Origin of the sequence: Mesobacillus sp. MER 48, assembly GCF_023714225.1 — a bacterium.
Lineage (GTDB): Bacteria > Bacillota > Bacilli > Bacillales > Cytobacillaceae > Mesobacillus > Mesobacillus oceanisediminis_A.
On the sequence record NZ_JAMAUR010000008.1, the window covers coordinates 20,145 to 45,938 of the forward strand.

Sequence of the window (25,794 nt, forward strand, 5' to 3'; positions counted from 1 at the left end):
TGGCATAATGAAAATAGAAATAATAAAGTAGGTGAATATGAGAATGGGAGATAAAAATTATACTATGAAAGAAGCGATGATGTTTAGCCAGAGAGTTGCCCAGTTAAGTAAAGCCCTTTGGAAGTCTGTCGAAAAGGATTGGCAGCAATGGATAAAGCCATTCGACCTGAATATCAATGAGCATCATATTTTATGGATTGCTTATCACTTGAATGGTGCTTCGATTTCTGATGTAGCCAAATTTGGCGTGATGCATGTATCCACTGCCTTCAACTTTTCTAAGAAACTTGAAGAACGTGGCTATCTAAAGTTTTCCAAAAAGGAAAGCGACAAAAGGAATACGTATATCCAGTTAACCGAAGAAGGCGAAGGCGTATTGCTCGCTTTAATGGAAAGCTACGAACCTGATAAGAATGCAGTTTTTTCAGGTGCTATGCCCTTAAAGGAACTCTATGGAAAATTCCCTGATATTATTGAAATCATGGCGATTGTCAGGAATATTTATGGCGATGATTTCATGGAGATATTCGAGAAATCATTCTCGAATATTGACAGAAAGTTTACAGACGAGGACGGAACGCTTAAAAAGATCGATCCAGCCGAGAAGGAGTATGCTTAAGATAGACAAACACAGTTTCGCTCCGTAAATAGAGGAAGGGATTACTTCCAAGATACACTAGCATTGTTCACTTCCTCTGGCTGAAAAACGGTTTCGCTTTCAGCCGACAACATCCTATAAAGCGGTTGTAAAAATGAATCCTTCCGCTTTTTGTTCTTCCATTTAAATGCTCATTATCTCACATTTCGAAAAAATTCAAACTTTATATTATCTTTGCAATGAATTTATAAAATTCATTCTCACCCTCCACTAACTTACTAATCATCCGCTTTATAAAAAACTATCTTTTTCCTTGAATATTTGTTATTGTATTTAAGATAAAAAGATTGATAAGGAGGGATTCTTCGATGATCTCCATTTTATTTGTGTTTGTCCTTTTTGCAGCCTTCATTCTTTTCTATATAAATAAGCTAACAGATTCCCTCTGCATCCAGAAGGAAATCCCGGAAGACAAACATGCTAAAATTTTCAGGACGATCAATATCCTAGTTACAATTTTGCTTATTTCATCTTTCGTTGAAATTTTGTATACGTGACTACATACGAAAAGCGTAAGCGCCGTGGTCAGCTTCGACAAGCGCTGGAGGGCATGACAGTGAAGTCGTTCTTTGACTTCATTGGCAGGACCGAAACCGAAAAGTATAGCCGACTGTTCAGAAACGCAGAAACTGGAGAGTCCGACAAAGAAGCGCTTTTTGCTTCTGCCGACGGAGTTGAAGTTTCGGAGTTTCTAGGAGGCGACACTAGCCAAGCGTCTCGAGGTGCTAGGCGCTGGAACTAGACATTTCTCGAAGTTGAAATCATAAAATACTATTAACATAAATTAAGCGGTGAGGACATCCTCACCGCTTTTTATTTTCGGTCTCCACAAAGACTATTTTTATTAATCAGGCATGCAGAAAGCATCGCCTCATCAAATCTTACAGCCAAGATGCACCGATGATGATTAACAGAATGAACAAGACAACTAGCAATGCAAAGCCGCCGCCGTATCCAAAGCCTCCTCCAGACATTGAGGTTCCTCCTTTCTGCTTTAAGAACTTGCTTTAATAACATGTGTCAGAAATATGGGGGACGAGAGCACCCCCATACTCTACTCAGAAATTAAAGCCAAGCTGCACCCACGATGATTAACAGAATGAATAACACGACAATTAACGCAAAGCCGCCGCCGTATCCTGCACCCATATTAACACCTCCTTCCAAAGTGGTTATGATATCTTATTCAAGCAAGTTCATTTCCGCATAGGCAGTTATCCTGCTTTCCATGCATTTTGTTGTTTAAAGGTAAGCTGCACCAACAACAATCAGCAAAATGAACAAGACAACTATCAAGGCAAATCCTGAATTATAGTGGCCCATGACAAATACCTCCTTTTTCTCTTCCTTACATCCTATGCACATGTGAACAAACGGTATAGATATCCGCCCATCCCTCCAGAATAGTAAAATAAATCCAGTGTTTATTTTTTGTGGAAAATTAAAAATATGGTATAGTAGACTTTGTGGATAAAAACGGCCACTCGAATTTTCTTTTTAGGAGTTGTTCACCATGAAAAAAATGATCATTTCCCTCACGGTTGCGGCCGGAGTCATGGGATTAGGCGCATGCAGTAATGATAATGCAGATTCTTCTGAAGTAATCGTTGAGTCAAAAGCAGGTAATATTACTAAAGAAGAACTTTATCAATCAATGAAGGAAAAATATGGGGAGCAAGCGCTCCAGGAAATGCTTTACCAAAAAGTTCTTTCAAAGAACTATAAGGTAACTGACAAAGAAGTTGAACAAAAAGTGGCCGAGCTTAAAGAAGAGCTAGGAGATAACTTTGAGCTAGTACTTCAGCAGAACCAGCTTAAGGATGAGGAAGAGTTAAAAGCAGTGCTTAAAGACCAGCTGCTTATGGAAAAAGCAGCCCTTAAAGATGTAAAGGTTAGTGAAGCAGAGGTCAAGAAACGTTATGAGGAGTACAAGCCTGAAATCAAGGCGAGCCACATCCTTGTAAAAGATGAAGCGACTGCTAAGGAAGTCAAGAAAAAGCTCGATGAAGGCGCGAAGTTCGAAGACCTGGCGAAGGAGTATTCTCAAGACCCTGGTTCAGCTGCAAATGGCGGAGACCTTGGGTTCTTCGGACCTGGCAAAATGGTTCCTGAATTCGAAGAGGCTGCCTATGCTCTTGACGTGAATGAAATCAGTGGACCTGTCAAATCACAGCACGGCTTCCACATCATCAAGGTCACAGAGAAGAAAGAAAAAGAATCATACGATAAAATGAAGGACAAATTAGAGTATGACCTAAAGCTAGCACAGCTTGACTCTAATAAAATCCAGGAAGTACTGAAGCGTGAGCTTGACAAAGCAAATGTTAAGATCAAGGATAAAGACCTTAAAGGCGCTGCAGAGTTCCCTGAAGCAGAAGCACCAACACAGCCATAATTAGACAGGCTGATCTCATAAAAAAGCACTGGCTCCGAAATTCTGGAGCCAGTGCTTTTTTATGCTTCTGCCGAATTTTCACGTCGTTCTTTTTCCCGCTCGAGCCGTTTCATATAGAGCTCGCCCTCTCGTTCAATGCTTTCCATTTCTTGTTCTCTTTCCTCTTTTCCTGTTTTGACCGCCATGAACGCGCTGAATACGATCCCTGCTGCGACTGCTATTACCCAGATTGGAATTGACATTTTTCATACCCTCCATTTAAAGGTTGTCCAAATTGAACTCTTACAGAAAACATATGTGGCTTTAATTAAGAATATGCCATTGCCGCAGAAATTAGCGTTGATAGTTAAAGACGGTTATAACCTTTATCCCCTTCAATGAAGAAGAAACCCCTGCACAGTTTGGCAGGGGTTTAGATTCTTACTTATGGAATACAGGCTTATAAAATGACCGGTTATCAAGTGCAAACACTCTTTCAGAAAACTCACCTGGTTTCACCCTTGAAAGCGCTCGGTCGAGCATGTTCATTTTCGCATCGAGATTATCGATATAATGCAGGATTTCCGCCTCTTTGATCATCGGAGGTTTTGGACTGCCCCATTCTGCTTTGCCGTGATGACTGAGGACCATATGCTGAAGGATCATTACTTCTTCACCTGAGATCCCCAATTCATCCGCTGCCTTGCCAATTTCGTTGACCATGATCGATATATGTCCGAGAAGATTGCCTTCTACTGTGTATGTCGTTGAAATAGGTCCGGAAAGCTCTATGACTTTTCCGAGATCATGAAGGATGACTCCAGCGTACAAAAGGTCCTTATCAAGACTCGGGTAGAGTGTTGCGATTGACTTTGCTAGGTCCAGCATGGAGGTCACATGGTAGGCAAGACCTGATACAAATTCATGATGATTCTTTGTCGCTGCCGGATACTCCATGAATGCGTTCATGTTCTTTTTCAATAAATGTCTGGTGATTCTCTGGATATTTGGATTTTTCATTTCGAAAATATATTGCGTAAGCTTGCTGCTCATTTCGTCCTGGCTGACAGGAGCTGTTTCAAGGAAATCCGAGAGTTTTACAGAGTCAGCTTCGGAAGCCGGACGAATTTGCCTGATCTTCAGCTGATTACGCCCCCGATAGTTCTGGATGTCCCCCTGTACCTTTACAATGCTTTCGGCAGCATACATCGTTTCATCTTCCGGTGAAACATCCCATAGTTTCGCCTCGATGTCTCCGCTCTGGTCCTGGAGGATAAGTGTCAAAAATGGCTTACCATTGCTGGCAATCCCTTTTGACGAGTGTTTTACCAGTAAAAACAGCTCAACCTGTTCCCCTGTTTCGTGATTCAAAATTCCTTTATTCATCGTTAACCGCCCTCTCCTCTCTGCAACAGTATAACATACAGAATCTATTGTTCTGATTCTCTGACCCTGCTATTTTAAACTGTATTTTTGCTTGTTTCTCCCATATGCACAATTTCATTACCTGAAAAATAGTCCAAAAGATGGCGATGGCATGTAAATATCAAAATCTGGTTTTGATTGCTCATTTCCCTAAGCAGTTGGATCACGCGGGCTGTCCTCTTATGATCAAAATTGACAAAGCTGTCATCAATGATGATCGGAAATGGATAACGGTCATGATGCACAGCGGCAAGTGCCAGCCTGATCGACACATATACTTGTTCTGCCGTCGCCTGGCTTAGCTCATTCGCTTCAAATAATGCATGATCCTCCCTTTCTATCAGAAAACCGCTGCCAGAAGGCTGGGGTATGATTTTCCCATAAACGCCATCTGTCAAAATCGATAGGAAACTTTCTGCCTTGGCAAGCATCCTCGGCATCCGTTCTTCTTTATACCGCCCGATTGTTTTCGAGAGCAGGTCCCCGGCGACTGCAAACTTTCCCCATTCCTTTGCATCTTCAGCGAATTCATGCTGCAGCTGCCGATATTTATGGAGAAGTTCGCTATATATGCCTCCCTCTTCGATTATCTTCATCTTATGCTTCACATCAGCAATGGAATCAAACTGCTGCGTCAGATCCCGCTTGCACGCTTCCAGCTTCACTGAATTTCCCTCTATTTGTTCCTCAAGCGAAATGCCTGTCAGGATTTTCTCCCTGTCCTCTTCGCTTATGCCCGAAGCGAACAATTGATGAACGATATCCTCATGCCTTGCTGACCAGCCTTTCAGCAGTTCAGCATTTTTCGCTTTCAGTCTGAATTCATCCTCACGCTCCGTATCAGCCTGAGCCAATAATCCTGCCTTCTCTTCGCTTAAGATCAATTCTTCCTTTTCAAGTGCAGCGAGCTCTTCTCCAAGCTCAGCCAGTTTTGCTTCCAATTCACGATATTCCGTCTGCTGCTCCAATGCTTCACGCAAAGCCCGCTTCAATAACCCTGCTGCTTCCACTGGAGGAAGATTGACATTTTGCAGAAAACGCTCAGCAAGCACTTTCAGGCTGTCTTCCATATCTTTCAATGATAGGGTAACTTTCTTCAGGTTTTCTCTTGTTCGCTTTCGATCACGGAAGTATTGTTTTTGCTTTTCCAGTAACTGAAAAGCATCCAATAACTTTATTGGACCGTCAATCTCTTCCAGTTCGAATTGCCTCAATAATTCGCCCTTTTTCTGGCTCAAAGAGACGTTATCTGCTTCCCACACTTCAAATTGCTGAACAACCTTTTCAAAACGTTGCTGCTGCTGCCCAATCTTAACTTGCAGCTCACGGTGGAGAAGCTGTGCTTCTTCGTCCTTCGCCAACAGGCTCTTAATTGAAAATAGATTGCCTCCCGGCTGGCTGTTCAAAATTTCTTTCAACGACCTTTCCCGCTCAATCAACTTTGACAGGAACACTGCATCCGCAGAATGGTTTCCTTCTGTATCATCTGCTGACTTGAGCAGCCCAACCGCCAGAAAAATCAAGCCGGCAACCCCTACACCAGCCAAAAGCCAAGTTCCATTAGCAATTCCCCAGATTAAAACAATGAGGAAGATTCCCCCAAGAAGGAGCGATTGCTTACGTGCATTCTTTTGTTGCTTTTTATTCCTGGTTTGCTCTGTTGCCTCCCGGGCTTTGACTCCTTCAATCTGGTCTGTGACATGCTGCCATTCAGAACGGATTCTCTCTCTATTTTCAAGCAGGTCCAGTTCTTTCATCAGCTGATTGCGCCTAACTTCATCAAGCAATTGTCCTTTTACGGTATCAGCATGTTCTTCCAGTTCCGCGAGTGCGCGTTTTTCCTCGTCAAAATCTTCTTCCAGCTGCAGTTTCTTATCACTTGATCTCTGTTGCGCCTGTTGCAGTTTTTCAACCTCATCCTTAATAAAAATGCTCGTGTTGATATCCTGTATACTTTCTTCGTCGAAATCTGCATGGAGCTGGTCATTAATCAAGCTGATTTCTTCGGATATTTCTTCAACTTTTGATTCTAGCAGTCTTTTTTCCTGATTTAGCTGATCATATAATGGAAGATTCTCGACCCGGGCGTTGATTTCCGTTTCCATGCCAATCAGTTCGAAGTCCGGCCTGTTTTTTTCCAAATCAGCCTGACCCTTTTGCTGTTTTTCTTTCAGTGTCAGTATTCTTGTATGGATTTGCTTAAGCTTCTCGTCCAATTTCTCAAGTCGGTTAAGGCCGTCTTCCGGAAAAAATGATTGATCCAGCTCCTGGATTTTTCTCTCTAATGCAGCAGCTTCAATGACAAGCTTTTCGTTTCGCTTGTATTCACGCAGCTTCACTCCTATTTGCTCCAGCCGGCCAATTTCGCCCTCGAGCCTGGCTATATTGTTTTCAAGTTCTTCTTTATCTTTCACCCACTGTGAATACTGATCATTTTGCTGCTCAGCATTTTTTAGCGAAGCCTGGACTTCCTTCAGTTCCTTCATTTTTTCATTTAACAGAGGCCGTCTCCCGCCTGGTTTGAAACGCTGCTCCATTTCCTTTAGCAGATAGCTTTCAGTATTGAAGAGTTTATCCGTACCAATCGTTCCCGCAGAAAATAAATATCTGCCGAGATCTTCCCCCTTCAGCGCATGTATATTTTGCAGTCCATGAACATTAAAAGAAAAGATCGCCTGGAAGATGCCTTTATCCATTCTTTTCAACAGATCCTTCAGCAGCTCTTCCCCACCGATTGTCCCATCTTCAAGCGATACAGTTACATCCCCTGCGGCCTTTCCTTTCACCCTTTCGATGACCGCGACTCCTCTTTCAGGAAAAAAGGCTTTAATCTTCCCACCATACTTAGGGTTATTTTTCGGCTCATAGCGGATTTCTGAACTCTGCCTGGCCGGGAAACCGAACAGGATACTGTGGATGAATGACATGATCGTGGACTTTCCAGCTTCATTTTCGCCATAAAAAACCTCAAATCGATCCATCGACTTGATCACATAATCCTCAAGCTTGCCGTACCCGTATATATGCAATTCAATAAGCTTCATCACATTGCCTCCTTTCACTATTTTTCCAGCATCTGCCGGAGCAGGAGATGCTCAGCATCCTTGATCAGCTGTTCTTTTTCGTTTTCAGACAACACATCCAGATGCCTTCGTGCCTGACTGTGCTGGAATAATGGAGACAACGGTTCATTTAAGTCGCCATACTGTTCAATTGTCCTGAATAATTCCTCATAAAAATCACTTTGTTTAATCAAGTTCCCACGATCAATCACAAGTTCTTCTGAAAACCGGAGCCTGTGGACCCAGACAAAAGAATCCTCTTCCTTTTCATTCTCCTGGAGCAGTTCAAGCAATTCACCACTGGCTATTTTATCGATGACATCTGTAAGATTGGATTTAAGGCGTTCTATGTGGATATCAAGCAAAACTCCTTTTCCTTCTGTTCTTTTACCATCAATGGCTGCGAGGCATTGGTCATAAAGGATATTGAATCCCACAGCCTCCTGGGCATCAATCACCAGTTCATCCCAGATCACATCAGCGCTTTCAATGAAAGAAACTTCGGAACCTGTGTCTGTCAATTGGACAATCGCAGCCCCCTTGTCTCCCAGTTCCTTCCTATTTCGTCCCTGAGGGTTACCTGGATAGACAATATATGGCTGTTCAGATAAAACCGCTCTTTTATGAATATGGCCAAGGGCCCAGTAATCATATCCTTTGCCGATAAGATCCCCTAACCTGAAGGGTGCGTATTTTCCATGGTCACTGGCCCCTTCAAAATGTCCATGAAGCAGCCCAATGTGAAAGTCAGCGCCATCAGACTTCTTATATTTCTCAATCCACCGTTCCATTACATGTCTCTCCGGATAGCTGAAACCGTATAAATGGACGAGTGTGCCATCATCTTTGCTGAAGACGGCTGTTTCCACCTGATCATTAAAGAAATGCACATTGTCGGGAAAATCGATGGTAATCGAGCGGGATCCAAGATGGTCATGGTTCCCGTGTATCGCAAAGACCTTGATTCCTTTTTCGCCAAGCCTGGCCATTTCATTTCGGAAAAAAGCCTGGGCGCGAATGCTCCTGTCTTCAGAATCATACAGATCCCCGGCGATTACAACAAAATCCACTTCCTGTTTGATTGCTGTATCCGTAATATTGCTCAATGCTTTAAAAGTGCTCTCCTGAAGCCGGTGAAAAATGGCTTTGGGCAGATGCCTCAGGCCGACCATCGGGCTGTCCAGATGGAGGTCGGCTGTATGTAAAAACTTCACCTGTTTCATTGGAATATTCCTTTCCCCTCATATTTAAGTTTATTTTACCATTCCAAAAATACGAATGCACGTTCTTATACCGATTGCAGCAAAAAAACTGCAGTCCTTTCGAGAACTGCAGTTCAGCTTTAACCAAGATAGATTGTATCCAGCACTCTTTCTTTGAATTTCCCATTTTCCAGACTTACTTGATAGGCTTTTGCCTCCGTCCTTGAACTCACAACCCTGAGCAGTTCTTCACCGATAAAATGCAAAGCCGCGCTATCATCGGCTGCGAACCCGCCAGCAATCTTCCCTGAAGCGACAAATTGTTCATAAGCCGGACGCCGTTCCGCTTCTCCATCATAATGGGGGCAATTGCTTCCTTTTAAAAAGCCAAGGCTCTTCAGCGGTTCCATGCCGTCTCCATAGGAATCCGTCACACCTTCTTCAAACCAGCAAATCGATCCAGCACTGACTCCTGCCATGATGATGCCCTGCTCCCAGGCCTTGAGCAGGATGCTATCCAATTCCCATTCCTTCCAAAGCGCAAGGAGATTCTTTGTGCTGCCTCCCCCGACATATATAATGTCCTGACCCATCACAAAGGCTTCCAGGTCTCTAGACGGCGGCCTGAATAAGGATAGATGCGAAGGGATGCATTCATGTGATTGGAAAGCGGTATAAAATCTCTCAATATAACCATCCGCATCCCCGCTTGCAGTAGGAACAAAGCAAACCTTGGGCTTCTGTTTTTCTGACTGGCCAAGTATATATAAATCTAATAGCGGGTTCTCCGGTTCCATTGAGAATCCCCCGCCCCCCATTGCAATGATTTGTTTCAACTCGCACACTCTCCTTCATTTAAATGGATAATTAACATTAATGAATATCATTAAATATTCAACCAGGCATATCGGAATTCCTGTATTAAAAAACCGCAATCCAAAATGAATTGCAGCTTTTGTCCGATTATTCGTTTCTCGTTAACTGAAGCGCCTTTTTAATATCCTTAAAGGAATTCGATTTACCGTACATAAGCACTCCTCCCCGGTATACCCTTGCACCAAATACGGCAAGGAAAGCAATTGTCGCTACCAGGATGCCGATTGAAAGGGCAATTTCCCAGAAAGGGATATTGAGCATTCCTACCCGCAGGAACATCAGCATCGGCGAGAAGAACGGAATGAACGATGTATATTTTACGAACGGTGCCTCAGGCTGGCCTAAGCCAAACATCGCCATCATGAATCCGGCGACCACAAGCAGTGTCATTGGCGTGATCATTTGCTGAACGTCTTCGATCCTGCTTACGAGGGAACCCAGGAACGCAGCCATTGTCGCATACAGGAAATAGCCTAATATGAAGAAAATCACTGCGTAAGCAATCGTGCTGCCCGCTACATTTCCAAAGCCAAAAAACTCGAAGAACCCGCCTTCCATGTTCTCAAGATTCTGTTTGATTGAAAAATATCCGACTAACAGAAGGGCAGCGAGCTGAGTCAGGCTTAACAGCCCAATTCCGAGGATCTTCGCAAACATTTGTTTTATCGGCGAAACACTGGATATCATGATTTCCATCACTCGTGAAGATTTTTCAGTCGCGACTTCCATGGCGATCATGTTCGCGTACATGATGACGGCAAAATAAATGATAAAGAGCAGGACGTAGACAAGCCCTCGTGCCTGATTCAATTCCTCTTCTGTCTTGGCGTCTTCTTCCAAAGCCGCTTTTTCGAATTCAACCGGTGCATATAATTTTTCCAATTGTTCAGGCTCGATGTTGATCTGAGTGGAAGCAATAGCCGTTTTCAGCTGCTGCAATGCTGCCTGCAGGTCTGCAGGAATGGCAGAATCAGCAATGCTCATTGCTTTGTATGAAGCAGCTGGAAGCTCGTCGTCATTCAATCTTAATTCAAGAAGCCCCTTATATTTCCCTTCCTCCACTGCTTTCCTGGCGTTTTTTTCATTCCCATCGTACTTCTCCAGGACAAGTTCATCATTAATAATCTTCATCTGCTCTTTCAGGGGGTCATACAGTTTTCCGGTTCCATCAATCACCGCAATTTTGTCGGCGTCACCGCCCTTATTGAAAAAGTCAATAATATTGGTCATGTTGGTCAGTGCCAGCATAATTCCGACGGTCAGTATGGTCGTAACCAGAAAGGATTTTGTTTTAAGCTTGCTCATATATGTATGCTTGAGGATGATTAAGAAATTATTCATATGAAGCACCTACCTTCTCTATGAAAATATCGTTCAAGCTTGGCTCTTCAAGGACAAACTTGCGGATGAATCCTTTCCCTACTATCTCTTTTAGGATATCCTGCGCTGCTTGCTCACCGGTGATTTGCAGATGAATCCCCTCGGCTGTCAACTTTGACTTTGTCACGCCAGGATACTCCTTTAGGAAAGCTGTATCAAAATCCGCATGAATGACAAGGTTCTTTTTACCAAAGGATCTTTTGATCTCCTTTAGCGACCCGTGGACAACAGGGCTGCCTTTATGCATGATGCAAATATGCTCACACATTTCCTCCACATGTTCCATGCGATGGCTGGCAAAAACAATGGTCGTCCCTGTATTCTTCAATTCAACTACCGCTTCCTTCAACTGTTCAACATTCACAGGATCCAGGCCGCTGAATGGCTCATCAAGGATCAGCAGCTTCGGTTTATGGATGACCGCCGCAATGAACTGGATTTTCTGCTGGTTTCCCTTCGAAAGCTCCTCTACCTTTTTATCTGCATATTCAGGAACCTTGAACCGGTTCAGCCAGTAATCAAGTTCCTTCAGGGCAGCCTGTTTCTGCATGCCTCTTAATCTGGCAAGATAGACAATCTGATCGCGGACCTTGAGCTTCGGATAAAGCCCCCTTTCCTCCGGCAGATAGCCAATAATGCTGCTGGTTTCATAATTGATCGGCTTGCCGTCCCATGAAATCCTGCCTTCTGATGCATCCAACAGGCCAAGGATCATCCGGAAGGTCGTCGTTTTACCGGCACCATTCGCACCGAGGAATCCGAACATTTCCTTTTCCGGAATATTTAGTGAAAGATTGTTCACCGCTGTAAAGCTTCCAAATCTCTTTGTGACACAATCGAGCTGCAGTACCATACTCGCTCTCCTCCTTCTCCATAAAAATACTACGATTTTTGAATGGAAATAGTTTCATATTCTGATGTTTTTTTGTTTTGCAAATTTGAAAAAATTATGCAAAAATAATAGTAATCATCTGAATTTTATAACAAAGGGGATTTTGTTATGGATACTTACAAATTGACAGCCTTTGAACCAAACGGGGAAAAACTTGTTGATGAATCGTTCCAGGCTGGGAACGATGACGAAGCAAAGGAAATCGGCGCCCGAATGCTTGAAGAAAAGAACTTAAGCGACAAAACACACCGCTGCACTTCACCAAGAGGAAAGTTGATATTGTTTCATCCATAAAAAAGCGAAGAGGAAAATTCCTCTTCGCTTCTTTATTTAGGCTCTTTTCTCAAACTTTGTTGCTATTGAATACAAAATTGGACTGAATTAGCTGTTTACCTTCGTAAAGAAGGTGCTTTTTATGAGAAAAGAGCATGTAAACTTCATACCGTCCTCCGAAATCGGTATATATTACGTTAAAATCGGCTTTAGGATTTTAACAACAATCTTTACGAAAACAGCCTTTATTTACCTTTGAAATTTGGCTTTCTCTTTTCGAGAAAAGCTTTGATCCCTTCCTGATGATCCTCTGTCTGACGCATTTTGGATTGTCCGTATTTTTCAAGTTCTAGAATTTTCAGTAATGAAGGGCGATTTTTTTCGGCAAGGATTTTCTTGGTTTTGACCATTGCCAGGACCGGTTTGTTCAGCCATTCCTGCACTTTCTGGTCGACTGCTGTTTTAAATTCATCTGCCGGTACTTCATCAACGAGTCCGAGACTGAGTGCCTCTCCGGCCGATAGTGTCTTGCCGTCCCAAATCATCTGCTTCGCCTTTGTTTCCCCCAGCCGCTCTTCCATGAAGAAGTGGCCTCCGCCATCAGGAATCAATCCAATGCCAATAAAGTTCATCGCAATCTTGCTAGACGGCTCAGCGATAATGTAGTCCGTCGCAAGCGCAAGGCTGAAGCCCAGGCCAGCTGCAGCTCCTGTTACAGCGCTGATTGTTAACTTTGGCATGCTGTAAAGGGTGACAATCATGTCGTGAATATCATCCATCACATGGTAGAAATCGCTTTCATTTGCATTCGAAAGCATTGTCTTGATATCGCCGCCAGCAGAAAACGCACGGCCTGCACCTTTTATCACCACGATGTCAATTTCATCCGATTTGCAAATTTCTTTAAGATTCATCGTAATTCCCCTGATCATTTCCACATCCAGGGCATTCAGTGCTTCAGGCCTATTCAATTCAAGAACAGCTACCCGCCCGTCAATGCCTAACTTTACAGTGTCTGTTGAAAACTCAATCGCCACCTTCATCCCCTCCAATAAGTCCGTATATTTTTATTATATAGTGAGATGTTATATTTAAAAACCTTTTTTCTCACTATTTAGACTTTTCTAAAGAAATTTTCTGGTCTCAGGCTGGATAATCTTCTGTATTTTCCAGTTAGCGGAATCCCATATCTTTTTCGCGGGATTATTGGGGAATTTCGCGGAATCCTTTACCTTTTTCTCGGAATCAACTTGGGTTTTCGCGGAATTCCATGGTTGAATAGCTTAATCATCCTTCTTTTACGCACAATCCCTCCTAAAAAAATGTCAAACCCATCAAAAAAGCTCCCGAAATAAACCCTTCGGGAGCTTTCCACGTTAAATCTTCGCTTTGTTGAACAATGAATCAAGAATTTCAATTTTTTTATCAGCATACTCTTCAAAACTGTCGTTATATGACTTCGGATCTTTAGGATTTGAAAACTGGGTGATCACGCCGGTATCCGGATCGATGAATTTGCTTGATGCACCGCAGCCAAGGCCGATAATCGTCTGCTGTTCTTCCATGATGATAATATTGTACAGGCTTTCCTGCCCTGGGAATGAATAGCCTACATTCTCCAGGTTTCCGAGAATGTTCTTCTGTCTGTATAGATAATATGGTACATAGTCCTGCTCTGTCGTCCATGTTTCGGCCATATTCATCATCTTTTCGATCTCGGCGCGGTCAGCGACTTTATATTTCTGCTTGTTCCTTGTCATTTCCGATGCTCTTTTAAAAGAAAGCGTATGGACTGTCAGTGATTCCGGCATCAGTTTCTTTGTTTCATCAAGAGTATGCGCGAATTCCTCCGTCCCTTCACCTGGAAGGCCGATGATCAGGTCCATGTTGATATTGTTCATCCCCATTTCGCGGGCGAGATGGAATTTTTCAATCGTTTCTTCCACCGTATGATGACGGCCGATTGCCTTCAATGTTTCCTGGATGTAAGACTGCGGATTGATGCTGATCCGGTCAATATTCCACTTCTTAAGCACTTCAAGCTTTTCAGGCGTGATCGTATCAGGACGGCCAGCTTCGACTGTTACTTCCCTGATGTTTTCGACATCTGGAAATGATTGATGGACCTCTTCATAGAGCATGTCCATCTCTTCCGCTGTTATTGAAGTTGGCGTGCCGCCTCCATAATAAACAGTCGTGATTTTCATATCATTTTTCTTCAGCCAATCACCAATTTTGCGAACCTCATAGTGGAGGCCGCCCAGGAAGGAATCAACTGAACCTTGACGCCCATTGATCGCGTAAGCCGGGAACGTACAATATGCACATTTCGTCGGGCAGAAAGGGATGCCAATATAAATGCTGACACCATTTTTCAAATCGTACAAATCTGGAAGGACAGCAAGCTGACGGTCCACAATCTGCTGCATGAGCTGGATTTTCTCATCTGAAATCAGGTACTGCTCCTTCAGTTCTTTATGTGCTGTTACTTGCTCTTTTCCTTCACGAAGTTTCTTGTGCAGAAGCTTTGTTGGGCGTACACCTGTAAGGATCCCCCACTTCTGGATGATACCTGTCCAGTCCTGCAGCACTTTTAAATAAGCTCTTGAAACAACGGTTTTAAGCAGTTTGAATTCTTCTTTTTCGCTTAGGCCTGCTGGCACTTCTTTATCGGCATGCACTGAAAAAACGTCTTCATTCTTAGTTGTCAGGTCTGCTTTTACAAGGATAGTACCTTCAGTTTGAACCTCAAATTCTATTGTCGCATCAAATTCTGAACCTGTTTCTCCCAGAACCACTTCTGATTCCTCAAAAAACAGATTCGCAATCAACTCCAGCGGCCTCTGAAACCTTTCATCATCTATACCTTTTATATGAATTCTCATGTAACCTCACCTTTTCAATTAAACATGCTTCAATAAGTGTAATAGAATTATGATTCCCTGGTCAAGACAGTGCAAAAGCTACCAGTTTTCGGCTTAGGCCCGACTTAGTATCATTTATTTTCCTTAAAAAAAGGCTCTGATAATCAAGACTGTTGATTTTCGTTCCAGGCGCTTCGCTTTCCGCGGGGCTGGCGCTGAGCCTCCTCGTCGCTTTGCTCCTGCGGGGTCTCATCTGACCAGCTGCGCCCGCAGGAGTCTGCGCCCCTTCCACTACAATCAACAAGTGTAAAAACAACATTGGGCTTTAACAGAGCCTAAAAAAATAATATATTCCTTAATTCAGCACTTATATTCCGAAGAAAACTCATATATTCCTGAAACTCATGAAAAAACAACAAAAGCATGCCTGATTTTCAATCATCAGGCATGCTTACTATTTTCACATTTTTATAATATTCATTTTCCGCAGGAACTCGATTGGCTGCTGTTTGCGGAAGTGTTCCTTTACCATGTAGCTGACACCATGCTGGTTGTTTGATCGGGTCACCCAGTCCGCAGCCTTCTTCACTTCTGGAGATGCATTCCCCATTGCGACTCCCAAACCGCATGCCTCAATCATATCAATATCGTCTGTGCCGTCGCCAATTGCGACCATTTCTTTCAATGGAATGCCTAGATGCTCGCCCAGCTGGATCAGGCCGTTAAGCTTAGACACGCCTTCTGGCATGAGATCGAGTCGATAGTCATTCAACCTGGAAAGTGAGACTTCTGAGAACATCCCATTTATCGCCTGCTGTGCATCTGCCAGGTCTTCTTCATACTCGAAGTAGACTTCGATCTTTGGCGGTGATACCGGGTCATTGACAAGTGTCTCGCTGATAGAATCAGTGAATTGCTGTGAATAGAAAATCGGATCACCTGAAGTGAATACCGTTTTGGCCAGCAGATTATGATTCAATTTATACTTATTAGCCAGCGAAAACTTTTCATGGACCAGTCGGATCTGGCATGGAAAGCTTTCGAGGAATCTGACAAGCTGGAAAGTGACATCCTCTGGAATCCTTTTTTCAAAAACTGGGTCACTGCGAAGGTCATGCGAAATATAGGATCCGAGATGGGTTACCAGCAATGAATTTATTTTCAGCGCTTTCGCCACTTTTTTGGCTGATGGAAAGCTTCTGGAAGTTACTAGAGTCACGTAAACTCCCTTTTGCTGGACGTACTCGATCGCATCCCTTGTGGATTTATGGAGCCTTTCATTTGATTGGAGAATCGTGCCATCCACGTTAAGCGCAAGAAGACGGTAAATCATTTTTATGCCCCCATTTCTTCGGTGTTTTTGTCCTTATTTAACTTGTATGATAGAAACCGAAAGAATAGAACAAGGGGGCAAACTGTAAAAAAACTCCCGGCCATTGTCTGCCGGGAGTCCTTTCAATCTTATTGCTGCTGGTTCGGGTTTCCGTATAACTCTTCAAGAGGCTTCATGATGATCTGGTTAAGCTCGGAGATGACCATGCTCATTCTTTGCTCAGCTTCCATGAGCTTGGAAATCAGTTCATGCTGCTGGACAAGTGCAACAGTCTTTTGTGCCTGTTCTACTTCTTCCTGGGTAATTTGCTGTCCAGTCATCTGCTTTTCCTGAAGCTGCATCTGGATATTGCGGAAGTTCTCAAACATCGCTTTTGCCGATGGGTCGTTGTTCACAGCATCATAAAGTCGTTTCAATTCTGCGTATTCCGTACTGTTTCTGATTGCTTTTTCTAATTCGTAGGCTGAATCGTAAAGATTGACTGCCATTCAAATCACTCCTTCTCCGTTAAACACTCCACTACACTATAACAAACTATGTTGCTCAATGCCAAAAGTTCAGGTTACTAAGAAAACTTCCCTTGACATCAAAATCACCAATAACCACAACTACTCATAACATGGAATATGTGTGTTTGCCTATTTTTATGTATTGTTTCCTTAAGCAGCCAAAAGAAAATGAGGGGAAGCTATGACGCCAGCTAAATTTGAAGGCCAATCAACACAGCCCGTCATCGCTTTGCTGACTGAGATAAAAGAAGACAGCGGACCGGACTTCGGCAAGGTCCATTCCTTTTGCGAAGAGCTCCACCAGGGAATTTCGGAAACAGGCGGAAGCTTCTATGTTTTTTCACTGAAAGGCTTTTCTGATGATGGAGTCGAGGGCTTTTTTTACGATCAGGATACCGAGGAATGGAAAAAGGGATCCCTCCCCTTACCCAATGTCATCTATAACCGTGTCTCTTCACGAAGAACTGAATTCAGCAAAGGATTTAAGGGTTTTTTAAATAAATTGGATACTCTGGGAATAAAGATATTTAATCATCGCTTTCTTTCCAAATGGGAAATCCATGAATTTTTAATGATAGAGGAGCATTTGCAGTCCTTCATACCGGAAACACATCTTTACAGTGAAAGCATGCTTGAAAAAATGCTGCAGAAGTATGATGAGTTGTACATCAAGCCCGTCCATGGAAGCCAGGGGCGCAATATCATTCAGCTCGTCCAATCAGAAGGCTTGGTCAAGGTCTCATTATCCTCTTTGCCGGCAAAGGACTTATCACCTTTTCAAAAAATTGGGGAGTTGGCACGCACAATTGCGCCTCTGGTCGAAAAAAGGCTTTGCATCATCCAGCAAGGGGTACAGCTGTCCGAATTGAATGGCCGTACAATGGATTTCAGAGTTCTCTGCCATAAAAATGCCCAGCAGTTCTGGAAGGTAACTTCAATTGTAGCCAGGGTTTCAGCCGAACAGTATTTTGTTTCCAATATTGCGCGCGGTGGCGAAGTCATGAAGCCTGCTCACACGCTGGCGTTGATTTTTGGAAAGGATCAGGCCCGTCATCAACTGGCACTGATGAAGGAGCTGGCACTGGAAACAGCCGAAACGATCAGCCGGCATGCCGAGGGACACAATGCAGAGCTTGGAATCGATATTGGAATCGACATTAAAGGAAGTTTGTGGCTGATCGAAGCCAACTCCAAACCCTCCAAGAATTTTGAGGAGCGCGGCTCTAAAATCAGACCTTCGACTAAAGCCATCATTGACCATTGTTATGGACTTTGTGAGCGCTAGTCCAAAAGGAGATATGCAGATGATTTCATTTGGAATGATGTCTCGCTCGTTTAATAGCGAGCGTACTTATTTTACCGAAATTGCGAAACGGGCGAATCCTGACATCTTTACCTGCTACAGGTTCGCACCGGCAAAAATCCATCCGATCACCGAAATGGTGGCAGGAGAAAAATTCGATCACGAAAAAGAAAAGTGGGTAAAGGCCGAGTTCCCGCTGCCAAAGGTAATATATGACCGTTGTTTTTATGCAAATGACCATGAATCGAAACAGTCGATGGCGATTGTGAAATGGCTGAAAAACCGAGAAGATATTACCTTCCTGGGAAACGGCCTGCCAAATAAATGGAGCATTTATGAGGTCCTATCCAGATCCGCACTGGCTCCATATATCCCAGAGACCATCCTTGTGCCAAGCGGAAAAGCTGTAATAGTCCAGCTGAAAAAGTGGAGCACTGCTATATTAAAACCTGTTTTTGGTTCTGGAGGCGCCGGAATCTATAAAATTAAAAATTCCGGAAGAAAATTTACAATCCTGGCAGAAGCTGATGGCAGATTGTCAGAGAAAGTATTTTTATCGACTAGTGAGACAGAGGCTTGGCTCGACAGACTTTGCAGCAAAAACGAATACATGATGCAGCCTTATCTCGAACTTTCTGATTCACATAACTGTCCTTTTGATATCAGGGTGCTGCTGCAAAAGGACCGGGGAGATAAATGGATTATGCGAGGAAAGGGAATACGCCGCGGCCATAAGGATGGCATCCTGTCGAATCTGGCTGCAGGCGGTGAAATCCAGGCATTCGAAGACTATGCAGGTTCGCTGGATTTCCGCACGAGAAAATTTCTTTCACTTGAATTAGAAGAGATCCTCTCAATGCTGCCGGGCATCCTAGAAGCATCCTTCCCAAGGTTATTCGAGCTCGGCATCGATATCGGCGTCTCAAAAGATAAAGCATTATGGGTGCTGGATACGAATTCAAAGCCCGGCAGAAAAGTCATCACATCACTCAATCCCGACCTGAAGGAAATTCTCTATAAAGCTCCGCTTGAATATGCCATGACACTTTCAGAAATTCTGCCAGAAAGAGAGGGACAGCATTTATGAGAAAGAAATATCCTGTGGAAATCATCACCCACTCCAAGCAGCTCGTCTTCATCCCTGCCGACCTTCCCAATAGCAAGGATATCAGAAGAGTCGCTTTCGGCAACAAGCTGCTTGATGTCACTGTCGCACCCCATCCTAAAGGGAGGAATGTGATTGTCCTCAGCAATGACGTGCAGAAGGAGCTGTCCATGCCGGATTTGTCGATTCCCCTGCATGTTTTCATTGACCAGCAAACATTATTTATCGGTCCGCTGATCGGCATCCTGACCTCCGGTTTCACACCCTACCCTTTAAGACCGATCGGCGAGCGATCGATGTTCTTCGCCAAGCTGCTCTCAGTCAATAAATCAGTAGGCGCCCTGCCGTTTGTTTTTGGCGAGGAGCATATCGATTGGGAACAAGGGTTGATTGACGGTTATTTCTTTGTAGAGGGCGGTTGGAAGAAAATTAAAGTTCCTTTCCCGAATGTCGTATACGATCGCCTGCCAAACAGAAAGACAGAAAGAAAATCAGAGCTTCGCAGTTTAAAAGCGAGAATGCAGACCGATTATCTGATTCCTTGGTACAATCCCGGCTTTTTCAGCAAGCTGGATGTTTTCGAACGGCTGCAGCAGGATGATCGGGCCGTTGAATACTTGCCTGAAACCCATCAATTTTCTTCTTTTTCCGTTATTGAACGTATGCTCTCAAACTACGGAAATGTCTATGTCAAACCAGCCAACGGAAGCCTCGGCCTGGGAATCCATCAAATCCTGTTCGATAAGCATAATGGCTACTATTATTGCCGATACCGGGACCAGGAAGGCGTCAATAAGTTAACGAAATTTGACAGTCTTGAAAAACTGATGAAGAAGGTCTTTTACAAGCGGAACTTATCACAGATGATTGTCCAGCAGGGCATCAGCCTGCTAAGGTCAGACAAACGACTGATCGATTTCAGGGTTCATACCAATAAAGATGAATATGGACAGTGGCAGCTCGCTGCGATAGCCGCAAAGATTGCCGGCCAGGGCAGTGTGACGACTCACGTGAACAACGGCGGCATCGTTAAATCACTTGATGAGTTATTCGAGGACCAGGAAGAGCGGGAGTCCTGTGAAAAGAAACTTACTGAGGCTGCCCTGATCCTAAGCACCATTTTAGAAAAAAACATGGAAGGAATCATCGGGGAGATTGGTTTTGACCTGGGGATTGATAAGTCAGGAAAAGTCTGGCTTTTCGAGGCAAACTCAAAGCCAGGCCGCTCGATTTTCAAGCATCCGAAGCTGAAAAATTTTGATCTGCTCACCCGAAAGCTTTCCCTTTCCTTTGGCATATTTTTAGCGGAAAAAGCCATTACAGCACCTGAGGAACTTTTCCAATGAACCTTCGCTATCACACCGAATCGAAGGAATGGATCCATGAAGCCAAAGCCGATGAAAACATCAGCTTTGGCTTTAATAAAATCCAAATCAAACCCACCCTTTCAAGCTCTGTCCCACAGCAAACACACTTATTCACCTTAAAAAACAAACAGGGAAATCTCGGCCCGCTGGTTGGAATCATGACCTCCATGAGCAAAGAAATGGCACTTGCAGGCAACGGATCACTATTCAAATCACTGCAGGATGAGCTGGTGAAGCGCAATGGAATGGCAGTTGTTTTCCCTCCGGAAACAGTTGTCAAGGATGGGCTTACCGGGGTCACCTTTTCACCTGAAGCCAACAAATGGATACCTGTAAAGACGCCGCTGCCGCATCTTATTTTCAATCGCGTGCCATTCCGAAAAGCCGAACAGCAGCAGGCTTTCAAGGATGCGATTGATTACTTTTCCGCACTCGGTATCCCATTTTTCAATCCTGCCTTCATCAACAAAAACAAGCTATACTCCATTTTTGCAAGACATGATCAATTAAACAAACTAATGCCTGAAAGCATTTGCGTAAAGACGTTGATCCAGCTAGCTGCATTTCTTGAAAAACATCAGGGGATTTATCTGAAGCCAGCTTCTTCGTCCAAAGGCATCGGGATTTTCCGGCTGCGGCATAGGAACGGACGAATTGAGTTGGAAAGCCATTCCCATCGTCTTGAATTTCCGGGTTTAAAGGAATTTTGGTTAGCAAAATCTAGGCAGCTGTTAGAGTACGATTATATCGCCCAAAAGGAGATCAGGCCTGCAGCCATTGGCGGAAAGCGGTATGACTTCCGCGTCCATGCGCATGATGGACTATATGGATATGAAGTAACTGGCATCGGCATCCGCCAATCAGAGAAACAAGACTTGACCACCCACGTGCCGAAAGGCGGAATCGTGCTTCCCTATAATAATGTGAAGAATCCCAGGCATGATGCATTTTTCGCCTGGGCCGTGAAGGAAATCGGACAGCTGCTGACAGAAGAATTGGGCTATTTCGGGGAATTCTCGCTCGATGCCGGGCTCACTGAAGAAGGAGAATATGCCATTTTTGAAGTAAACTCAAAACCAATGAGCTTTGATGAATCCCAAATCGAAGAAAAGAGAATCATTGCACTTGTGGATTTATTTCTCAGGAAAACTGGTTTTTAAGTTTGAGGTCCCTCCCCTTCCTCTATTGCTATATAATAGTGGTATAGATTATCTAACAGGAGGTATCGCAGTGATCACTCATTTCCAATTCAAATCATTATTCGAAAATAAAGAAATGCCCGGCTGGCATTTTTCCTTTTATTTCAAAAAGCAGAAGTATACGGGAATCTATCACCAAAACGGAGATATTCAATGGACTTCCGAACAGCCCCTTGACGGGGATATCGACCAGCTGAAGGAACGGGTTCACGAGTTGATGCTTTTCCATGTATATGATAAATAACCCGTATGTTTTTTGTGCCTTTCCGACATTCTAAGCATAAAAGCATTGAAGGAGGAAACCATGAAACAAAAGGACCAGAAAAAGTTCGCTGATGACCTGCAATATGAAGGCCGGGACAAAGTATATGTCGATGTCGACAGGATGATCAATGAGGGGATGGCAGGCGGGACTGTCCATCGATTGGACGATACTCCTAATATTGGGGAATACCTTGACCTCCCGCCTGAAGATCCGCCTAATGAATAGGAAAAGCATGGGCTCCATCGAAATAAATCGCCAAAAAAAAGACACCACATCCTAAAAAGGATGCTGGTGTCTTATCTGCTTTTAACAATCATATTGACTGCATCTTTGATCGCTTCGTCGGCTTCTTTGCCTTCCTTGGCTGCTTCCGTGATGCATGATTCCAGGTTCTTTGCCACGATGAAACCAATTGCACGGTCTACTGCAGAACGGACTGCCGATAATTGTGTGACAACATCCTTGCAGTGATTTTCTTCTTCCATCATCCGGATAACGCCGCGGACTTGACCTTCCAAACGCTTCAAGCGATTTTTCATTTCTGGTGTGTATTCCATTTCCCTGCACCTCTCTCCTACGGTACCCCGTATTGTATCTATTATACCAATATTTTTTCCTTTTTTCTACCAGTTTATCCCCTGGAGTAAATTCACATTTAAAAGCCACACCTGTTATAATAAAAGATATGTCAGCTTTTATCAAACTAAATCTGAGGATACTTATATGATTAATAAAATATTAGCTTATTTCCCTGATTCTGTCACGCACAATCATTTTCCAGCCAATCCATCACTCGACTTCCACTGGTTCCATTCTACAGGGCAAGAGCCGCTGTGGATCAGCATTCCTAAGGAAGTCATATCGGAAGACCAGCTTGACTTGCTGAAAAATTTGCTTCACTATATTGAAACTGATCAGCACACTTCCCTTTCTGGCAAAGCACTTGCTTGGAATGATTTTCTTTTCCATGGAGGAGCAATACCGCCGGCTGCAAATGATGAGGTCCGTTTCATTCAATTTCGGATGCAGGCAAAACACATTGAACAAGAGGAAGTCAATGAAGCGTTGCAAGGCTTTTTTCCAGACCATACTATCCTCTGGATGAAGGATTCCTATGGAATGATCGTTGAAGAAAAGAAGGAAATCATCGAAGATGCGGATGAGCTTCAATCCATTTCCGCAACATTCGAAAGTGACTTTTTCATTAAAATATCTTTTTATATCGGCAAGTTTCAGACTATTTCCCCGAAGCTCCCAGACTTCTTCACAAACGAAAAGCAGGTATTCCTGGAATTATCGAAACTTACGAATCGCGGTGATGTCTTCACCTTTGAAAAAGCCTTCCCGATGCTTCTGGCAACTCAGCTGCCAGATCACTTACAGGATATTCTCTCCCATTCGATTCTTGAGGCATTTGGCGATGACAAAGAGTTAATGGCTACTATTAAAACGTTCCTGGAAACCAATTCGAATGTCTCGCTTGCAGCTAAAAAATTGTATGTACACCGTAATACCCTGCAATACAGACTGGACAAGTTCACCGAAAAAACCGGCGTGCAGCTGAAGGATTTTGACGCAGCCATCGTTGTTTATCTTGCCGGCCTATTTAAAGAAATGGGCTGATTTCGCGATTTGAACAAATTGCATAAAAGGGCTTTCATTTTTTTGTGCATCCTGCTGATGATAAGTGGCTGGCCTTTTCGCTAAACTGTTCATGTAGACAAACAATCAGGGAGGCTTAAAAAATGGCCGAGTTAAAATTAGACCACATTTATAAAATTTATGATAACAAAGTAACAGCTGTAGAAGATTTCAACCTTCACATCGAAGACAAAGAATTCATCGTATTCGTCGGACCATCTGGCTGCGGTAAATCCACAACTCTTCGGATGATCGCTGGCCTAGAGGAAATTTCCAAGGGTGATTTCTACATCGACGGAAAGCGTGTGAACGATGTACCTCCTAAAGACCGTGACATCGCGATGGTTTTCCAGAACTACGCTCTATATCCGCATATGACTGTATACGATAACATGGCATTCGGATTGAAGCTTCGTAAGTTTGCTAAGGACGAAATCGACCGCCGTGTTAAAGAAGCTGCGAAGATTCTTGGTCTTGAGCCATATTTAGACCGCAAGCCAAAGGCACTTTCAGGCGGTCAGCGCCAGCGTGTTGCTTTAGGACGTGCTATCGTCCGTGACGCTAAGGTGTTCTTGATGGACGAACCTTTATCGAACCTTGATGCAAAGCTGCGTGTACAAATGCGTGCAGAAATCGCTAAGCTTCACCGCCGCTTGAATACAACAACTATTTACGTAACACACGACCAGACTGAAGCGATGACAATGGCAACACGCCTGGTAGTCATGAAGGACGGTGTCATCCAGCAGGTTGGAGCGCCAAAAGAAGTTTACGAAAATCCAGAAAACGTCTTCGTAGGCGGGTTCATCGGATCTCCTTCCATGAACTTCTTCACTGGAAAGCTTGAAGAAGGAAAGTTCACAATCAACAACTCTTCTATCGCCGTTCCAGAAGGAAAGATGAAAGTTCTTCGCGCACAGGGTTATGTTGGCAAAGACCTCATCCTCGGCGTAAGACCGGAAGACCTGCATGACGAGCCAGTGTTCATCGATGCTTCCCAGGGAGCTACAATCAAAGCAACTGTTGAGGTATCTGAATTGACTGGTGCAGAAACTATGATCTATTCTCAATTAGAAGGCCAGGATTTCGTTGCTCGTGTTGATTCCCGCACAGATGTAACTCCAGGCCAGGTGATTGAATTGGCATTCGATATGAACAAGGTCCACTTCTTCGATGCAGAAACAGAAGTAAGGATCCGTCCTTAATACATGAAAAAGCAACCATTGCGGTTGCTTTTTTTGCTTTCTTGAAGATCTATCATTCTTTGATTAAAAATACCTGGCTTGTCCCGCAGTTTGGACATTTGAACAAGTGCGGGCATTCCTCCTCTGTAAAGTCAGCAGGATAACCATCCTCCAGTTTCATTTGATCAATTGGCATATACGGGCTGTAATCATCATAAAAGTCTGCTTCCCTCCCGCTGTCCTCCATGCTGCCGCTGCAGTTAGGACATGGCAGAGCAACGTTTCTGAAGCCATTGCAAATCGGGCACATCCCCATCTTTTTCATCCTTTCTCCTGTATCGCTAACAATAGTTTGTGTTGATTAAAATTGGTTATGTAATGTGATAATAATGGTATTAATTACCTTTATTGATCAGCGAATAAACTTTTCGAAACAAAACATACTAGTTATTAATAAAGCAGCAGCAAAGAAAAAACGCAGCTCAGCAAACGAATAAAGACATTGGGTTAAGCCTAGAAGGCAGCTATGACGCGAGCCGGTGCAATTCCGGCTAGCCCAGCCAATTCCTCATCATGGGTTAACCCCAGGCGGCATGGCAAAAGCCATGATTGGTTCGACTCCAATACTAACCCAAATACAACTCTGAAAAACACAAAGGAGGAAATATTAATGGCTAGTAGCAACAACTCTAATCAATTATTAGTTCCCGGTGTTCAACAAGCTCTTGATCAAATGAAGTACGAAATCGCAACAGAATTTGGCGTACAGCTTGGCGGCGAAACGACTTCTCGTGCTAACGGTTCAGTTGGTGGAGAAATCACTAAGCGCCTTGTGCAAATGGCTGAGCAACAACTTGGCGGATCTGCACGCTAAATTGCATT

29 protein-coding genes are annotated in these 25,794 nt (G+C 43.7%); 13 read left to right on the plus strand and 16 right to left on the minus strand.

The window, feature by feature from the left end:
* The first annotated feature begins 43 nt into the window (after positions 1-43).
* Together M3593_RS20115 and M3593_RS20120 are read left to right on the plus strand one after the other, a co-directional pair.
* Entirely contained in the window at positions 44-619 is a 576-nt protein-coding gene (locus M3593_RS20115; RefSeq protein WP_144474439.1) for an HTH-type transcriptional regulator Hpr, read from the plus strand.
* A gap of 347 nt (positions 620-966) precedes the next feature.
* Entirely contained in the window at positions 967-1,155 is a 189-nt protein-coding gene (locus M3593_RS20120; RefSeq protein WP_214705013.1) for a hypothetical protein, read from the plus strand.
* Between the two features lie 384 nt (positions 1,156-1,539).
* Here M3593_RS20120 and M3593_RS20125 read toward each other — a convergent pair whose 3' ends face one another.
* The 3 genes from M3593_RS20125 to M3593_RS20135 all read right to left on the minus strand — a co-directional run bounded on the left by M3593_RS20125 (position 1,540) and on the right by M3593_RS20135 (position 1,981).
* A complete protein-coding gene (locus M3593_RS20125) occupies positions 1,540-1,632 on the minus strand; it encodes a YjcZ family sporulation protein (protein WP_144474438.1) in 93 nt (30 codons plus the stop codon).
* Positions 1,633-1,723: 91 nt separating this feature from the next.
* Positions 1,724-1,807: a YjcZ family sporulation protein gene (locus tag M3593_RS20130; RefSeq protein ID WP_064503397.1), complete on the minus strand. Its 84-nt coding sequence runs from the start codon at positions 1,805-1,807 to the stop codon at positions 1,724-1,726.
* A 93-nt stretch (positions 1,808-1,900) separates the two neighbouring features.
* Positions 1,901-1,981: a YjcZ family sporulation protein gene (locus M3593_RS20135; protein ID WP_023615406.1), complete on the minus strand. Its 81-nt coding sequence runs from the start codon at positions 1,979-1,981 to the stop codon at positions 1,901-1,903.
* A 190-nt stretch (positions 1,982-2,171) separates the two neighbouring features.
* Between M3593_RS20135 and M3593_RS20140 the strand changes: the two genes are divergently transcribed.
* Positions 2,172-3,053, plus strand: a complete 882-nt coding sequence (locus tag M3593_RS20140; protein WP_144474437.1) for a peptidylprolyl isomerase — start codon at positions 2,172-2,174, stop codon at positions 3,051-3,053.
* A 59-nt stretch (positions 3,054-3,112) separates the two neighbouring features.
* Here the strand turns inward: M3593_RS20140 and M3593_RS20145 are convergent, their stop codons facing one another.
* The 7 genes from M3593_RS20145 to M3593_RS20175 all read right to left on the minus strand — a co-directional run bounded on the left by M3593_RS20145 (position 3,113) and on the right by M3593_RS20175 (position 11,830).
* Positions 3,113-3,295 (minus strand): sporulation YhaL family protein, encoded by a 183-nt coding sequence (locus tag M3593_RS20145; RefSeq protein WP_144474436.1) that lies wholly within the window; start codon positions 3,293-3,295, stop codon positions 3,113-3,115.
* Positions 3,296-3,473: 178 nt separating this feature from the next.
* On the minus strand, positions 3,474-4,418 hold the full coding sequence (yhaM, locus tag M3593_RS20150; protein ID WP_144474435.1) for a 3'-5' exoribonuclease YhaM: 945 nt from the start codon (positions 4,416-4,418) through the stop codon (positions 3,474-3,476).
* Positions 4,419-4,492: 74 nt separating this feature from the next.
* The gene (locus M3593_RS20155; protein ID WP_251544609.1) at positions 4,493-7,501 is read right to left on the minus strand and encodes an ATP-binding protein; all 3,009 of its coding nucleotides are present in this window, start codon (positions 7,499-7,501) and stop codon (positions 4,493-4,495) included.
* A 17-nt stretch (positions 7,502-7,518) separates the two neighbouring features.
* On the minus strand, positions 7,519-8,742 hold the full coding sequence (locus tag M3593_RS20160) for a metallophosphoesterase family protein (RefSeq protein WP_251544610.1): 1,224 nt from the start codon (positions 8,740-8,742) through the stop codon (positions 7,519-7,521).
* A 119-nt stretch (positions 8,743-8,861) separates the two neighbouring features.
* Positions 8,862-9,557, minus strand: a complete 696-nt coding sequence (locus M3593_RS20165; protein WP_144474432.1) for a Type 1 glutamine amidotransferase-like domain-containing protein — start codon at positions 9,555-9,557, stop codon at positions 8,862-8,864.
* Between the two features lie 127 nt (positions 9,558-9,684).
* A complete protein-coding gene (locus M3593_RS20170; protein WP_144474431.1) occupies positions 9,685-10,938 on the minus strand; it encodes an ABC transporter permease in 1,254 nt (417 codons plus the stop codon).
* Positions 10,931-11,830 carry an ABC transporter ATP-binding protein gene (locus M3593_RS20175; protein ID WP_251544611.1) on the minus strand — a complete coding sequence of 300 codons (900 nt, stop codon included), beginning with the start codon at positions 11,828-11,830 and terminating at the stop codon, positions 10,931-10,933. The genes M3593_RS20170 and M3593_RS20175 overlap by 8 nt, the downstream gene beginning before the upstream one ends.
* A 147-nt stretch (positions 11,831-11,977) precedes the next feature.
* On the opposite strand from M3593_RS20175, the gene M3593_RS20180 reads away from it, so the two are divergent.
* Positions 11,978-12,163: a YhzD family protein gene (locus tag M3593_RS20180; RefSeq protein ID WP_144474429.1), complete on the plus strand. Its 186-nt coding sequence runs from the start codon at positions 11,978-11,980 to the stop codon at positions 12,161-12,163.
* 224 nt (positions 12,164-12,387) lie between these two features.
* On the opposite strand, the gene M3593_RS20185 is transcribed toward M3593_RS20180, so the two are convergent.
* The 4 genes from M3593_RS20185 to M3593_RS20200 all read right to left on the minus strand — a co-directional run bounded on the left by M3593_RS20185 (position 12,388) and on the right by M3593_RS20200 (position 16,827).
* Entirely contained in the window at positions 12,388-13,185 is a 798-nt protein-coding gene (locus M3593_RS20185) for an enoyl-CoA hydratase (protein ID WP_483308935.1), read from the minus strand.
* A gap of 333 nt (positions 13,186-13,518) precedes the next feature.
* Positions 13,519-15,027, minus strand: a complete 1,509-nt coding sequence (locus M3593_RS20190) for a coproporphyrinogen III oxidase (RefSeq protein ID WP_144474427.1) — start codon at positions 15,025-15,027, stop codon at positions 13,519-13,521.
* A gap of 439 nt (positions 15,028-15,466) precedes the next feature.
* Entirely contained in the window at positions 15,467-16,339 is an 873-nt protein-coding gene (locus M3593_RS20195; protein WP_251544613.1) for a Cof-type HAD-IIB family hydrolase, read from the minus strand.
* 128 nt (positions 16,340-16,467) lie between these two features.
* Positions 16,468-16,827, minus strand: a complete 360-nt coding sequence (locus M3593_RS20200; RefSeq protein ID WP_144474425.1) for a YlbF/YmcA family competence regulator — start codon at positions 16,825-16,827, stop codon at positions 16,468-16,470.
* A 202-nt stretch (positions 16,828-17,029) separates the two neighbouring features.
* Here M3593_RS20200 and M3593_RS20205 point away from each other — a divergent pair, with 202 nt between their 5' ends.
* The 6 genes from M3593_RS20205 to M3593_RS20230 all read left to right on the plus strand — a co-directional run bounded on the left by M3593_RS20205 (position 17,030) and on the right by M3593_RS20230 (position 22,312).
* On the plus strand, positions 17,030-18,133 hold the full coding sequence (locus M3593_RS20205) for a YheC/YheD family endospore coat-associated protein (RefSeq protein WP_144474424.1): 1,104 nt from the start codon (positions 17,030-17,032) through the stop codon (positions 18,131-18,133).
* A 19-nt stretch (positions 18,134-18,152) separates the two neighbouring features.
* A complete protein-coding gene (locus M3593_RS20210; protein ID WP_251544614.1) occupies positions 18,153-19,238 on the plus strand; it encodes a YheC/YheD family endospore coat-associated protein in 1,086 nt (361 codons plus the stop codon).
* Positions 19,235-20,602: a YheC/YheD family endospore coat-associated protein gene (locus tag M3593_RS20215; RefSeq protein ID WP_251544615.1), complete on the plus strand. Its 1,368-nt coding sequence runs from the start codon at positions 19,235-19,237 to the stop codon at positions 20,600-20,602. Before M3593_RS20210 ends, M3593_RS20215 begins: the two co-directional genes overlap by 4 nt.
* Positions 20,599-21,783: a YheC/YheD family endospore coat-associated protein gene (locus M3593_RS20220; protein ID WP_251544616.1), complete on the plus strand. Its 1,185-nt coding sequence runs from the start codon at positions 20,599-20,601 to the stop codon at positions 21,781-21,783. Before M3593_RS20215 ends, M3593_RS20220 begins: the two co-directional genes overlap by 4 nt.
* A 70-nt stretch (positions 21,784-21,853) precedes the next feature.
* Positions 21,854-22,066, plus strand: a complete 213-nt coding sequence (locus M3593_RS20225; protein ID WP_144474420.1) for a YheE family protein — start codon at positions 21,854-21,856, stop codon at positions 22,064-22,066.
* 60 nt (positions 22,067-22,126) lie between these two features.
* Complete coding sequence (locus M3593_RS20230; protein ID WP_251544617.1) at positions 22,127-22,312, plus strand: hypothetical protein; 186 nt, start codon at positions 22,127-22,129, stop codon at positions 22,310-22,312.
* A gap of 71 nt (positions 22,313-22,383) precedes the next feature.
* On the opposite strand, the gene M3593_RS20235 is transcribed toward M3593_RS20230, so the two are convergent.
* On the minus strand, positions 22,384-22,644 hold the full coding sequence (locus M3593_RS20235) for a metal-sensitive transcriptional regulator (RefSeq protein WP_079507876.1): 261 nt from the start codon (positions 22,642-22,644) through the stop codon (positions 22,384-22,386).
* A 166-nt stretch (positions 22,645-22,810) separates the two neighbouring features.
* Between M3593_RS20235 and M3593_RS20240 the strand changes: the two genes are divergently transcribed.
* Together M3593_RS20240 and M3593_RS20245 are read left to right on the plus strand one after the other, a co-directional pair.
* Entirely contained in the window at positions 22,811-23,710 is a 900-nt protein-coding gene (locus tag M3593_RS20240) for a PucR family transcriptional regulator (protein WP_251544618.1), read from the plus strand.
* 122 nt (positions 23,711-23,832) lie between these two features.
* Positions 23,833-24,933 (plus strand): ABC transporter ATP-binding protein, encoded by a 1,101-nt coding sequence (locus M3593_RS20245; protein WP_144474417.1) that lies wholly within the window; start codon positions 23,833-23,835, stop codon positions 24,931-24,933.
* A gap of 52 nt (positions 24,934-24,985) precedes the next feature.
* Here M3593_RS20245 and M3593_RS20250 read toward each other — a convergent pair whose 3' ends face one another.
* Positions 24,986-25,228 (minus strand): hypothetical protein, encoded by a 243-nt coding sequence (locus tag M3593_RS20250; RefSeq protein ID WP_144474969.1) that lies wholly within the window; start codon positions 25,226-25,228, stop codon positions 24,986-24,988.
* A gap of 354 nt (positions 25,229-25,582) precedes the next feature.
* On the opposite strand from M3593_RS20250, the gene M3593_RS20255 reads away from it, so the two are divergent.
* Positions 25,583-25,786 (plus strand): alpha/beta-type small acid-soluble spore protein, encoded by a 204-nt coding sequence (locus M3593_RS20255; protein WP_023615428.1) that lies wholly within the window; start codon positions 25,583-25,585, stop codon positions 25,784-25,786.
* Positions 25,787-25,794 lie beyond the last annotated feature (8 nt).

Excerpts from the sequence above, each read along its gene's own strand:
- M3593_RS20130 (WP_064503397.1), bottom strand. The coding sequence starts at position 1,807 with ATGGGTGCAGGATACGGCGGCGGCTTTGCGTTAATTGTCGTGTTATTC.
- M3593_RS20115 (WP_144474439.1), top strand. The coding sequence starts at position 44 with ATGGGAGATAAAAATTATACTATGAAAGAAGCGATGATGTTTAGCCAG.
- M3593_RS20170 (WP_144474431.1), bottom strand. The coding sequence starts at position 10,938 with ATGAATAATTTCTTAATCATCCTCAAGCATACATATATGAGCAAGCTT.
- M3593_RS20160 (WP_251544610.1), bottom strand. The coding sequence starts at position 8,742 with ATGAAACAGGTGAAGTTTTTACATACAGCCGACCTCCATCTGGACAGC.
- M3593_RS20120 (WP_214705013.1), top strand. The coding sequence starts at position 967 with ATGATCTCCATTTTATTTGTGTTTGTCCTTTTTGCAGCCTTCATTCTT.
- M3593_RS20135 (WP_023615406.1), bottom strand. The coding sequence starts at position 1,981 with ATGGGCCACTATAATTCAGGATTTGCCTTGATAGTTGTCTTGTTCATT.
- M3593_RS20255 (WP_023615428.1), top strand. The coding sequence starts at position 25,583 with ATGGCTAGTAGCAACAACTCTAATCAATTATTAGTTCCCGGTGTTCAA.
- M3593_RS20140 (WP_144474437.1), top strand. The coding sequence starts at position 2,172 with ATGAAAAAAATGATCATTTCCCTCACGGTTGCGGCCGGAGTCATGGGA.
- M3593_RS20230 (WP_251544617.1), top strand. The coding sequence starts at position 22,127 with ATGAAACAAAAGGACCAGAAAAAGTTCGCTGATGACCTGCAATATGAA.
- M3593_RS20190 (WP_144474427.1), bottom strand. The coding sequence starts at position 15,027 with ATGAGAATTCATATAAAAGGTATAGATGATGAAAGGTTTCAGAGGCCG.
- M3593_RS20240 (WP_251544618.1), top strand. The coding sequence starts at position 22,811 with ATGATTAATAAAATATTAGCTTATTTCCCTGATTCTGTCACGCACAAT.
- M3593_RS20215 (WP_251544615.1), top strand. The coding sequence starts at position 19,235 with ATGAGAAAGAAATATCCTGTGGAAATCATCACCCACTCCAAGCAGCTC.
- M3593_RS20185 (WP_483308935.1), bottom strand. The coding sequence starts at position 13,185 with ATGAAGGTGGCGATTGAGTTTTCAACAGACACTGTAAAGTTAGGCATT.
- M3593_RS20250 (WP_144474969.1), bottom strand. The coding sequence starts at position 25,228 with ATGGGGATGTGCCCGATTTGCAATGGCTTCAGAAACGTTGCTCTGCCA.
- M3593_RS20180 (WP_144474429.1), top strand. The coding sequence starts at position 11,978 with ATGGATACTTACAAATTGACAGCCTTTGAACCAAACGGGGAAAAACTT.
- M3593_RS20200 (WP_144474425.1), bottom strand. The coding sequence starts at position 16,827 with ATGGCAGTCAATCTTTACGATTCAGCCTACGAATTAGAAAAAGCAATC.
- M3593_RS20155 (WP_251544609.1), bottom strand. The coding sequence starts at position 7,501 with ATGAAGCTTATTGAATTGCATATATACGGGTACGGCAAGCTTGAGGAT.
- M3593_RS20195 (WP_251544613.1), bottom strand. The coding sequence starts at position 16,339 with ATGATTTACCGTCTTCTTGCGCTTAACGTGGATGGCACGATTCTCCAA.
- M3593_RS20235 (WP_079507876.1), bottom strand. The coding sequence starts at position 22,644 with ATGGAATACACACCAGAAATGAAAAATCGCTTGAAGCGTTTGGAAGGT.
- M3593_RS20220 (WP_251544616.1), top strand. The coding sequence starts at position 20,599 with ATGAACCTTCGCTATCACACCGAATCGAAGGAATGGATCCATGAAGCC.
- M3593_RS20125 (WP_144474438.1), bottom strand. The coding sequence starts at position 1,632 with ATGTCTGGAGGAGGCTTTGGATACGGCGGCGGCTTTGCATTGCTAGTT.
- M3593_RS20145 (WP_144474436.1), bottom strand. The coding sequence starts at position 3,295 with ATGTCAATTCCAATCTGGGTAATAGCAGTCGCAGCAGGGATCGTATTC.
- M3593_RS20205 (WP_144474424.1), top strand. The coding sequence starts at position 17,030 with ATGACGCCAGCTAAATTTGAAGGCCAATCAACACAGCCCGTCATCGCT.
- M3593_RS20245 (WP_144474417.1), top strand. The coding sequence starts at position 23,833 with ATGGCCGAGTTAAAATTAGACCACATTTATAAAATTTATGATAACAAA.
- M3593_RS20210 (WP_251544614.1), top strand. The coding sequence starts at position 18,153 with ATGATTTCATTTGGAATGATGTCTCGCTCGTTTAATAGCGAGCGTACT.
- M3593_RS20175 (WP_251544611.1), bottom strand. The coding sequence starts at position 11,830 with ATGGTACTGCAGCTCGATTGTGTCACAAAGAGATTTGGAAGCTTTACA.
- yhaM (WP_144474435.1), bottom strand. The coding sequence starts at position 4,418 with ATGAATAAAGGAATTTTGAATCACGAAACAGGGGAACAGGTTGAGCTG.